Annotated in this window: 10 protein-coding genes; 3 read left to right on the forward strand and 7 right to left on the reverse strand. The window is 44.1% G+C overall.

Annotated elements, in window-relative coordinates; all coding sequences use genetic code 11:
• Window positions 1-596 precede the first annotated feature (596 nt).
• From rlmM to pomA, 6 genes are all read right to left on the reverse strand, one after another.
• Window positions 597-1,688 carry a 23S rRNA (cytidine(2498)-2'-O)-methyltransferase RlmM gene (rlmM, locus tag ACK5MF_RS04830; protein ID WP_416919892.1) on the reverse strand — a complete coding sequence of 364 codons (1,092 nt, stop codon included), beginning with the start codon at window positions 1,686-1,688 and terminating at the stop codon, window positions 597-599.
• The gene (locus tag ACK5MF_RS04835) at window positions 1,685-2,083 is read right to left on the reverse strand and encodes a DUF423 domain-containing protein (RefSeq protein ID WP_416919894.1); all 399 of its coding nucleotides are present in this window, start codon (window positions 2,081-2,083) and stop codon (window positions 1,685-1,687) included. Before ACK5MF_RS04835 ends, rlmM begins: the two co-directional genes overlap by 4 nt.
• A gap of 47 nt (window positions 2,084-2,130) precedes the next feature.
• Entirely contained in the window at window positions 2,131-3,039 is a 909-nt protein-coding gene (locus tag ACK5MF_RS04840; protein ID WP_416919896.1) for a transcriptional regulator GcvA, read from the reverse strand.
• Between the two features lie 565 nt (window positions 3,040-3,604).
• A complete protein-coding gene (gene thiI / locus ACK5MF_RS04845; RefSeq protein WP_416919898.1) occupies window positions 3,605-5,053 on the reverse strand; it encodes a tRNA uracil 4-sulfurtransferase ThiI in 1,449 nt (482 codons plus the stop codon).
• 260 nt (window positions 5,054-5,313) lie between these two features.
• Window positions 5,314-6,267 carry a flagellar motor protein MotB gene (locus ACK5MF_RS04850; RefSeq protein ID WP_416919900.1) on the reverse strand — a complete coding sequence of 318 codons (954 nt, stop codon included), beginning with the start codon at window positions 6,265-6,267 and terminating at the stop codon, window positions 5,314-5,316.
• 9 nt (window positions 6,268-6,276) lie between these two features.
• Window positions 6,277-7,041 carry a flagellar motor protein PomA gene (gene pomA / locus ACK5MF_RS04855; protein WP_416919902.1) on the reverse strand — a complete coding sequence of 255 codons (765 nt, stop codon included), beginning with the start codon at window positions 7,039-7,041 and terminating at the stop codon, window positions 6,277-6,279.
• A 317-nt stretch (window positions 7,042-7,358) separates the two neighbouring features.
• Here pomA and xseB point away from each other — a divergent pair, with 317 nt between their 5' ends.
• From xseB to dxs, 3 genes are all read left to right on the forward strand, one after another.
• Window positions 7,359-7,601 (forward strand): exodeoxyribonuclease VII small subunit, encoded by a 243-nt coding sequence (xseB, locus tag ACK5MF_RS04860; protein ID WP_416919904.1) that lies wholly within the window; start codon window positions 7,359-7,361, stop codon window positions 7,599-7,601.
• A gap of 111 nt (window positions 7,602-7,712) precedes the next feature.
• On the forward strand, window positions 7,713-8,597 hold the full coding sequence (gene ispA, locus ACK5MF_RS04865) for a (2E,6E)-farnesyl diphosphate synthase (RefSeq protein WP_416919906.1): 885 nt from the start codon (window positions 7,713-7,715) through the stop codon (window positions 8,595-8,597).
• 20 nt (window positions 8,598-8,617) lie between these two features.
• Complete coding sequence (dxs, locus tag ACK5MF_RS04870) at window positions 8,618-10,483, forward strand: 1-deoxy-D-xylulose-5-phosphate synthase (protein WP_416919908.1); 1,866 nt, start codon at window positions 8,618-8,620, stop codon at window positions 10,481-10,483.
• 102 nt (window positions 10,484-10,585) lie between these two features.
• Here the strand turns inward: dxs and ACK5MF_RS04875 are convergent.
• On the reverse strand, window positions 10,586-10,803 hold a 218-nt coding region (locus ACK5MF_RS04875), incomplete at its 5' end, for an IS3 family transposase (protein WP_416919910.1).

A 10,803-nucleotide genomic window follows, 5' to 3' on the forward strand; every position in this document is an offset into this window, starting at 1 on the left:
AACTAAGGGCGATGAACTGAACAAGGTTGGTCTTACCGCAACAGGCACGGTGCGCTTTCGCGCCCCTGTCCAGCCCACCATAATAAAGGCGTTCTGACTTTACGTAATAAAAAACCAGCATAAAGCTGGCGTTATCACGCCTGTTCGAACAGGAGACCAATCCTGACACTGGATTTTGCCAGTGCGTAAACAGTTTATCTGAATAATTTCACCCAAGTCAATTACTTTAATACAATTGCATATCTATGCAATTGCCCTTTTCAATATAGGATTTTTATATCATATCCGTTTGCATGCAAAAACACCTCTATGTAATTGTTATTACTACAATAATCCCTAGTCGACAGTAATAATCCCAAAGGGATTATTACTGTATTTTAAAAAAATCGCGTTCAGTAGAATCGTTTGTTTTTCAACAAGTTAAATTTGTGTTCAATTGTTGCACCTCCAAAAAACACTAATTTTTTGTTCATTTGTCGAGCCACATGATAGTCAGAGGGAATGATACCTCATATCTTTGTCAGCCCTTTAATTATCTAACCTCAATCCGGTTTAATCCACATAAATTCGGGTTAACCCATAGTCTAGTGTTTTGTTCAGTTGTCTATTCTCCTTACAAATGTCTGTACATGCACGGTAATTTCTTCACGATCATGATAAAGATGTTTCGCTTGAAGCTTAAACCTTACATTGTTGTCTTTGAGGAATATCTTCAAGTTCTCAACATCTTGCAACACCTCATCATAACGGCCTTTCATCGGCAGCTTAAGGTTAAATATTGCTTCTTTCGCCCAACCGCTGATGATCCACTCGCCCACCAACTGCGCCACACGGGAAGGCTTTTCGATCATATCGCAAACGAGCCAAGTCACATTTTTACGTGGCGGCTCGAATTTGAAGCCATCGACCATATGGTGTTTCACCTGTCCGGTATCCATTAGGCTATCCGCCATCATACCGTTATCTATGGCATGCACGAACATGGAACGTTTCACCAGTTGATACGTCCAACCACCGGGACAAGCACCCAGATCGACAGCCCACATACCTGAAGCTAAACGTTCATCCCACTCTTCGCGCGGAATGAAAACGTGAAATGCTTCCTCAAGCTTAAGCGTTGAGCGGCTTGGCGCATCGGCTGGAAACTTAAGACGAGGAATACCCATGAAGAATTTAGAGTTGTTATGACTATAGGAATACCCTACATAACAGTGACCAGACTTAACAAAGCACACGTGTAAAACCGGTCGCTTGGCATTATCTTTGGCGGTAAGAAGACCTTTACCGCGCATAGCTTGGCGTAGTGGCACCGTAAACTTACGACAGAACTTGAGCAGTTCTTTGGCTTCGTTGGTATCTGGCGTTTCTACGCGAATATCACCACATAGTGGGAAGTCTTCAATGTCACTTAACTCAGAAAGAATTGGCGAGATACGGTCTTCAGTTGGCAAATCGGAAAACTCAGCGGCAACAGCAAACATCTGGCGAGAGAAAATCAATGCCTGAAAATCGATATCTTTGATCAGTTTGTCTACATCACCCTCTTGGTAACACTCAAACAAAACATAACCCGCGTTTTTCACCACACGAGGGAAACCAAAAACCTCAAGTTGCGTTGCTTTATCTTGTATTTCACCTGCACACTCCTTCTCAAAGCCCGCACGACAATAGAGCATCACTTGTTTCACTGTTTCACCTCATCAAAATTCATGGCAGCCAGTGCGAATAGTACCCAACCAACGATAAAGAGTAATCCCCCTAGCGGAGTAATTGGTCCAAACCACTTTATCCCTGTCAGCGCTAACGCATATAAGCTGCCACTAAAACAAAAGATGCCGATGATAAAGCAAATCGCTGCACGGCTAAAATATTTCTGTGCTTTTTCACTGCGAACCAATCTCAGCAAAATGCCACACGCAATCAAAGCCGTGGAATGGATAAACTGATATTGAACTCCGGTTTGGAAGACTTCTAAATGGTATGCAGTGACATGTGCTTTCAAACCGTGTGCTGCAAATGCCCCTAGAGCCACAGCCACACCGGAAAACAGACCACCAAGAGTGAGCAAATACTTACTTTTCATTGTTCAGTTCCCCAATAAATCCATTTAAATCTTTAATCGCGATTACGCTAGTCATCCAATATCACCTCTTGTTCACTACGTGCTTTATTCAACATCCAGTCACGAAAAGTAGCAATACGTCCCATATCTGCCTGCTTTTCATGACAAACAACATAGAAAGCGTTTTTGGTCATCAGTACTTCATCAAATGGAGCCACCAGTCGACCCGCATCAATTTCCGGCTGGGCTAATACGTTGTTACCCAACGCAATTCCTTGCCCATGAACAGCCGCTTGCAGAACCATCGTTGAGTGACTAAAAATCGGACCATGGTTGACGTTGACACCATCAATATGGTTCTCTTTAGCGAACTGCTTCCAGTCACGGCGAGAAGTATCATGTAACAAAGTGTGCAGCGGAAGGTCGCCTAATGAGTTCAATGGCTTGTGACCGAGTAACAAAGAAGGCGAACAAAGAGGGATCAGAAACTCCTGATAGAGTTTGTCGGCACGTAAACCGGACCAGTGCCCTCGACCATAATAGATAGCCACATCAACATCATCAGTTAACGAGCCTTCTTCCATATCCACAGCCTTAATTCTGACATCAATGTCTGGTTGTTGTTGGTTGAAATCGGCAAGTCTAGGTACTAGCCACTGAATCGCAAAGCTAGGCGGGAGGCTAATCGTCAACGCACCTTTTTCACTACGTTCTAATAACTTATCGGTGGCCTCAGCCAAGGAACTAAAGATATCTTTGATATCAAGGAAGTAGGCTTGCCCCTCTTCTGTAAGTAAAAGAGAGCGATTACGACGGCGAAATAACTTCAAACCGAGGAACTCTTCAAGCGCCTTGATTTGATGACTTACCGCGGCTTGGGTGACAAAAAGTTCTTCAGCTGCACGAGTAAAACTCAAATGACGAGCGGCGGCTTCGAACACTTTCAGTGAGTTCAATGGAGGTAATCGTCTGGACATGGTTCAACCCTATGTATTGTTCCCAATAATCATTAGTTTTTTTTATCTGAAACATTATAAATTGTCCGTTGCTAACCAGCCAGAGAAAATCTATATTTCCTCCCGTAATATGAGCCTGAACGGCTTGATTCTTCTGAATCAATTGGCTTTATTATTACGATGTTGTGTTTGCATACTCGATTTTCGAGTTAGGTAGAATTCTACCACCTGTTTTGTGCAGTTATCCCCTGATACAAAACATATACTTCCTGTATTTATTTTGACCTGTCTGTCAAATTTTTAGCACCGCCTATTGGCGGTGTTTTTTTATCGCCTAATACCGTTCTAAGTAAAAATATGATCAAATTAGACATTGGTGGAGCAGCAAATGGGCATCGAACACAAACACGCATAAACCCTTCCATGGGGCTCCGCCGAGCCATCCATGGCTCGGAGGGTTTGCTTATCGGCACCCATTCACTGATCAGAATGTTTTCCAGAATGGTATAATTTCTGATAGAACATAAAAAACGCAACCTGAATCAACGGGTTGCGTTATTACTATTTAAACGTATTGTCGCTATGATTATGGACGATAAACTTTTACGTTGTTGAAGCCCTGCTCTTGCAAGTAAAGCGCTTGCAAGCGGCTCATTACGCCACGTTCACAATACAATAAGTAAGTCTTAGACTGATCAAGATCACCAAACTGAGTCGAAAGCTTGAAGAAAGGAATATGTTTCACTTCCACACCTGCAATCTCTAACGGTTTGTTTTCTTCTTCATCAGCACTGCGAATATCAAGCACGATGGCGTGCTCCTGAACAGCAGCGACCTGCTCCACTTCTGGTGCCTGTTCTTGGCTCTCTTTTTCGATATCACGAATATCCATGACACGAGCATCACGAACCACCTGATCAAGAATTGAGAAATCAAACTTCGCTTCTTCGGCTTCTAACTTGGCTTTCACCGCTTTGACTGTCGGACTCTTGGAAATCACCCCACAGTACTCTGGCATTGTTTTCGCAAAGTCTTCAGTGCCGATTTCACGCGCAAGGGTGATGATGTCTTCTTTATCCCAGTTAATCAAAGGACGAAGGATCAGCGTATCGGTCACGCCATCAATATGGCGCAGGTTAGTCAGTGTCTGACTCGATACCTGACCTAATGCTTCACCAGTAACCAGAGCCTCAATATTGAATTTCTCAGCCACTTGACCCGCCGCGCGCATAAACATGCGTTTAAGGATCACCCCCATTTGGCCGTCATCCACTTTCTCAAGGATTTCCGCAACCACTGGTTCAAAATCCACAGAAATAAAACGGACTTTGGCTGAAGACCCATATTTGTTCCATAAGAAGTGAGCGACCTGCTTAACACCAATCTCGTGTGCCGGACCACCTAAGTTAAAGAAGCAGTAATGGACTTTTGAGCCACGTTTAATATGCAGGTAACTTGAGACACCAGAGTCAAAACCGCCAGAAATCAGGCTGAGCACATCTTCTTGTGTACCAAGAGGGAAGCCACCAAGACCTTTGTAGCGATGAATAATTTGGTTTAACAGCTCATGGTTGACTTCAACGTTAATCGTCACGTCAGGATTAGTCAGTTTAACCTTAGCACTTTCAACCGCTTGATTAAGACCACCACCAACGTAACGCTCAAGCTCTATCGAAGAAAACTCATGCTTACCGCGACGCTTAGCCCGAACCACAAAGGTTTTATTTTCAATCAGACCACGACTGGTTTGCAAAACTTGCTCATAAATATCATGAAGATCTTTAAATTCTGACTGTTTAACTTCTAGAACTTGCTGGATACCCGGAGTTCTGGTCAAAATTTCCAGAGTTTCGTTAAAGAATTGATCACTTTCAGATGTCACTTCGATATGGTCTCGACGGTTGAATACCGCGACACCTGTGGTGCGGCTCTTTACGATATTGCGAATATTAGACTCAAGAATTTTCGTGAAGCGCTTACGCACCGACTCACTTTTAACAAAGATTTCTGGATGGGGCTTAACAATAAATTTCATAAGTATCTTCGCAATTAAAGTATTAACGTAACAGTAGCTTGTAGCTATCTCTCTGAATTCAGCAATAACGCTAATTTCATCGACGACCAAAGTGGGGATCACTAAAGTCAGTATCAGTAAGGGGGCGAGATTATACACGATAATGACGCACTGATAAAAGCGCGCCAAAGAAAAAGCAAGCTAACGCTTGCCCTTAATGTTTCTATACTCAAACTACTTGGTGTTGCAGCTTCAAGTCGTTTGAGTATATCGGTATTCGACTATTGAATAGAACCGGCTTGTGCTGACGGTACCTCATCGCTGTAAACTGGCTCACCCTGCATAATGCTAATTTCCACACGACGGTTACGTGCCCGTTGCGCAGCCGTATCATTCGGGCCTAAAGGCTCTGTATCCGCCATCCCTCGCACTCTAAGACGCTGATGAGAGAAGCCTCTTACCGTTTCCATCTCTTGAGCGACAGATACCGCGCGTTGAGAAGAAAGGTCCCAGTTTGAACGATACAACTCGGAATCAATTCTTTGATTATCGGTATGTCCTGACACTCGCACGATCCCCGGAACATCTTTGACCAAATCCGCAATCTGGCGAACCAAAGGACGGAATTTAGGCTGCAAGAACGCAGAGCCTTCAGGGAACGCGCCTTTTTCCCGGATACGAATAACAATTTGCTGACCTAAGTTGTCCACCTCAATAGCCCCTTGCTCAATTTCACGCTGCAACGCATTCTTAATCGTTTCCATCAAGGTTTCGGTTGCTTCGGAAGCGGCTTGTGATTGCTGAGATTCAGACTCGGTATTTTGATTGTCTTCTGTTGATGTTTCTGGTGACTGACCACCCGTCATCTCACCTTCGTCACGCATAGTACCACCAGCTCGGTCTTCGTCCCCTTCATGGAACTCTAACGTTTGCTGAGTGATGTCTATCGTTTGCTGCATAATGACATCAATGGGTGTTGGCTCAGGGCGCCCAGGTCGGAATTCCTGAGCAATGATGCTAGTGCCTTTAGGAATATCTTTTACTTCTAAGCGGTTTTGCACGCCAAAGGCAAATTTCATCGAGCCGGCAATCTGCTTAAACTTCAGTACATCCATTTCTGAAAACGACAGCAACAGTACGAAGAAGCACATCAACAGTGACATTAGGTCGGCAAATGTCCCCAACCAAGCGGGAAGCCCCGGAGGTGGACATTTGCACTTTTGCTCATCCATCATTTGCTCCGGTTATTCGTTATCAACATCAAGCACTCGCTTGCCTTCGTTGAGGTAGTTTTTCAAGTAGCTGTCAATCACACGCGGGTTTTGACCATCTTGAATTGCCAACACACCGTCCATAATCAGACGACGATTCAGGGTTTCTTGTTCACGACGTAGAGATAGCTTGTCCGCAATCGGGAAAAACACCATATTGGCCAATACCGCACCGTATAACGTGGTTAAAAGTGCAACGGCCATTGCAGGACCTATCGATTTCGGGTCATCCATGTTTGATAACATGGCAACCAAACCAACCAGAGTACCGATCATTCCCATCGCTGGCGCCACATCACCGAATGCGCGGAAAACGCCAGTACCAAATTGGTGTCGCTCGTCCGTCAATGCAATATCTTTTTGTAGCGTTGCACGCACAACATCGGCATCATGACCATCCACCAACAAATCAATCCCTTTTTGCATAAAGCTGTTACTGATTTCCATCTCTTCTAGAGCAAGGAAACCACCTTTACGCGCGGCATCTGCCATTTCTACGATTTTCGCGATCAAGTCTTCTGGCTCGTCCGCTTTGAACATAAACGCTTTGCCAGCAATTTTAGCCGCTCCGAAAAACTGCCCTATGGTAAATTTCATCAACACAACAAACGTTGAACCACCGACAACAATCAAAATTGAGGTTACGTCGAAGAACATCATTAGGCTTCCACCTAAAACCATCGCCATGATAACGAAGGCTAAGCCACCAATTAGACCTATCAGCGTTGCTAAATCCACGAAACACTCCTCAGACAATATGTTCGCATTGATGAGAGCCGCACGACTCCTAGATATTCTCTTATCGACAAGAGAATCAAATTCTTAAATAGAAAATCTAACAAGAGTATACTTAAAGCGTGCCAATATGCACCTTCGGTATACATAGATTGCACAAAACCGCTAAGATTTCAGAAAAATCCGCAACCTCAGTTTTTCATTTTCGTTAACAGTATCGACTAAAAATGTCTTCAATTCTGACAAAATTTATTGGTTAAATTTGACCATCAACACAGGCTAAGGTAACTTTCGTTCATCTTTCCCAAGGCAACAGTATTATGGCGAGCAAAAAACCAGAAAATATGTCTTTCGAGGCGACCATTGATGAGTTAGACCAAGTGGTCGAGCAACTAGAAAATGGTGATTTAACATTAGACGATGCCCTTAAAAAATTCGAACGTGGTATCTCACTTGCTCGCTCAGGTCAAAGTAAGTTGGATGAAGCAGAGCAACGTGTGAGCATTTTGCTGAGTAACACCGATGATGCACAACTCAGTGAATTCAACGAATTACCTGAATAACTAATATTTATTGTTGTTAACAATTGCCCCTAGTCGTATTTGTTTTTAACTGACTTTTTAGATTTAACTGACAAGTCACTAGCGGCTGAACAAAACGTTTAAGAGTGTCCTATGATTGAGGCTCTAACCTCTTATCAACAACGAAATAACGAGCAGCTTGACCATTGGTTAAACCGTCTGCCGAACCAAAATTTGCCACTCATTGCAGCAATGCGTTATGGTTTACTGCTAGGCGGCAAACGCGCTCGACCTTATTTGGTTTATATAACAGGTCAAATGTTAGGTTGCGGTATTGAAAATTTAGATACTCCGGCATCAGCAGTGGAGTGTGTTCACGCGTATTCACTTATCCATGATGATTTACCAGCAATGGATGACGACGAATTACGCCGTGGTAAAGCGACTTGCCATATTAAATTTGATGAAGCAACGGCAATCCTAACTGGCGATGCTCTGCAAACACTCGCCTTTACTATTTTGGCAGAAGGTGCTTTGTCTGATGAAGGCGAAGCAAACCGTATAAAAATGGTGCAAGTACTGGCTGAAGCTTCTGGTGCTCAAGGCATGTGTTTAGGCCAAGCCTTAGATCTTGGTGCTGAGAACCGTCTTATTTCGTTGCAAGAACTCGAAACTATCCATCGTAATAAAACCGGTGCACTCATGCGCTGTGCAATTCGCTTAGGGGCTTTAGCTGCTGGCGAAAAGGGGTTACAAGTTCTGCCTCAACTTGATAAATACGCTGACGCGGTCGGTCTCGCATTTCAAGTACAAGATGACATTTTGGATGTCATCGGCGATACCGAAACTTTGGGTAAACCTCAGGGTTCAGATCAACAGCTCAACAAAAGTACCTACCCCGCTCTATTAGGATTAGACGGAGCGATAAATAAAGCCCAAACTCTGTTACAGGAAGCACTTCAAGCACTTGAAGCCATTCCATACGATACTCAAAGTTTGGAAGAGTTCGCCCGATACGTCATCGAGCGCAAAAACTAACACTATAAGCGCGCATAATTATGACTCTTGATATTTCAAAATATCCAACACTGGCTCTGGCAAATACGCCGGATGAGTTACGCAGTCTGCCTAAAAACATTCTGCCTAAGCTTTGTGATGAACTTAGAACTTATTTGCTCAATTCTGTTAGCCAATCAAGCGGTCACCTAGCTTCTGGTTTAGGTACGGTTGAACTGACAGTGGCGATTCATTACGTCTATAACACACCTTTTGATCAATTGATTTGGGATGTGGGTCACCAAGCTTACCCGCATAAAATCCTCACTGGTCGCCGTGAAAGGATGCCGACTATTCGTCAGAAAGAGGGCCTTCATCCTTTCCCTTGGCGTGAAGAGAGTGAATATGACACTTTATCTGTCGGTCATTCATCAACGTCAATCAGTGCCGCTTTAGGTATGGCGATCTGTGCAGGTAAAGAAGGCGCAGATCGTAAAGTTGTCAGTGTTATCGGTGACGGTGCAATTACCGCAGGTATGGCATTTGAAGCGATGAACCATGCGGGTGATGTTCACCCAGAGATGTTAGTGATCCTCAACGACAACGAAATGTCGATTTCAGAAAACGTAGGCGCACTAAACAACCACCTTGCTCAAGTACTTTCAGGCAGTTTGTATACCTCGATCCGTGAAGGCGGTAAGAAGGTGCTTTCTGGTGTTCCACCAATCAAAGAATTGGTTCGCCGTACTGAAGAACACCTTAAAGGTATGGTTGTACCTGGAACGCTATTTGAAGAGTTGGGTTTTAACTATATCGGCCCGGTGGATGGACACGATGTGCTTGAACTGGTCAAAACACTGAAGAACATGCGCGAACTGAAAGGCCCGCAGTTCCTTCATATTATGACCAAAAAAGGTAAAGGCTATGAACCCGCGGAGAAAGACCCGATTGGTTATCACGGCGTACCAAAGTTCGACCCAAGCCATAGCAGTTTACCTAAGAGTGCGAGCACTAAGCCGACCTACTCAAAGATCTTTGGTGACTTCCTGTGTGATATGGCGGCGCAAGATCCAAAACTGATGGCAATCACACCAGCCATGCGAGAAGGCTCTGGCATGGTTCGTTTCTCGAAAGAGTTTCCATCTCAGTACTTCGATGTTGCCATTGCCGAACAACATGCAGTGACATTAGCAACGGGCATGGCTATCGCTAAATACCACCCGATTGTGGCGATCTACTCAACCTTCCTACAGCGTGGTTATGACCAGTTGATTCACGATATCGCTATCATGGATCTGCCTGTAATGTTCGCTATTGACCGTGCTGGACTTGTCGGTGCGGATGGTCAAACACACCAAGGTGCGTTTGATTTAAGCTTTATGCGTTGCATTCCTAACATGATGATCATGGCACCAGCGGATGAGAACGAGTGTCGTCAAATGCTCTATACCGGTCATCAGCATCAAGGACCAAGCGCGGTACGTTACCCTCGTGGTAATGGTATGGGGGTTGAGATCAAGCAAAAGTTTACTGCACTCGAAATCGGTAAAGGCCGTTTGATGCGTCAAGGTTCGAAAGTCGCGATTCTAAGCTTCGGCTCTCTTCTTCCTCATGCTCTGGAAGCGGCAGAAGCATTGAACGCCACAGTGGCTGATATGCGATTCGTTAAACCATTAGACGAAGCTTTGATTAAAGAGCTTTCTGCAAGCCACGATATCATGGTAACACTGGAAGAAAACGTGATTGCCGGTGGCGCAGGTGCAGGCGTGGTTGAGTTTATGATGAAAGAAAAAATCATCAAACCAGTGTTGAATCTGGGTATCCCTGATCAATTTATTGCTCAGGGTTCGCAAGAAGAGATGCACGCTGAACTTGGTTTAGACAGCGCAGGCATCAAAACCACCATTGAAACTTACCTAAACAAGTGAATTTAAATCTATTATTCCTCCCCTTTTCAAGGGAAGGTTAGGTGGGGTTGCTTTTTCTCGTTCCCACACTCTGAAGTGACCCCATAAAGTTGGACATTTCTGTTAAGCGGCTTGCAAGGCCTGATTTCGATATTCTATCGGAGTCAGGCCTTTAAATTTCACCTTAATCCGTTTTGTATTGTAATACTCTATATATTCTTCGATATTTGCAATCAGTTCATCAGCATCAGTGAAGCTTTGACCGTGATACATCTCTGTTTTGAGTAAAGCGAAGAAGTTTTCAGCCACTGCATTATCTAAACAGTTTCCTTTTCTCGACA

It is taken from the genome of Vibrio sp. (assembly GCF_047973365.1).
GTDB lineage: Bacteria > Pseudomonadota > Gammaproteobacteria > Enterobacterales > Vibrionaceae > Vibrio.

Coding starts and splice junctions, on each gene's coding strand:
- ACK5MF_RS04835 (WP_416919894.1), bottom strand. CDS start 2,083: ATGAAAAGTAAGTATTTGCTCACTCTTGGTGGTCTGTTTTCCGGTGTG.
- ACK5MF_RS04840 (WP_416919896.1), bottom strand. CDS start 3,039: ATGTCCAGACGATTACCTCCATTGAACTCACTGAAAGTGTTCGAAGCC.
- thiI (WP_416919898.1), bottom strand. CDS start 5,053: ATGAAATTTATTGTTAAGCCCCATCCAGAAATCTTTGTTAAAAGTGAG.
- ACK5MF_RS04850 (WP_416919900.1), bottom strand. CDS start 6,267: ATGATGGATGAGCAAAAGTGCAAATGTCCACCTCCGGGGCTTCCCGCT.
- xseB (WP_416919904.1), top strand. CDS start 7,359: ATGGCGAGCAAAAAACCAGAAAATATGTCTTTCGAGGCGACCATTGAT.
- ispA (WP_416919906.1), top strand. CDS start 7,713: ATGATTGAGGCTCTAACCTCTTATCAACAACGAAATAACGAGCAGCTT.
- dxs (WP_416919908.1), top strand. CDS start 8,618: ATGACTCTTGATATTTCAAAATATCCAACACTGGCTCTGGCAAATACG.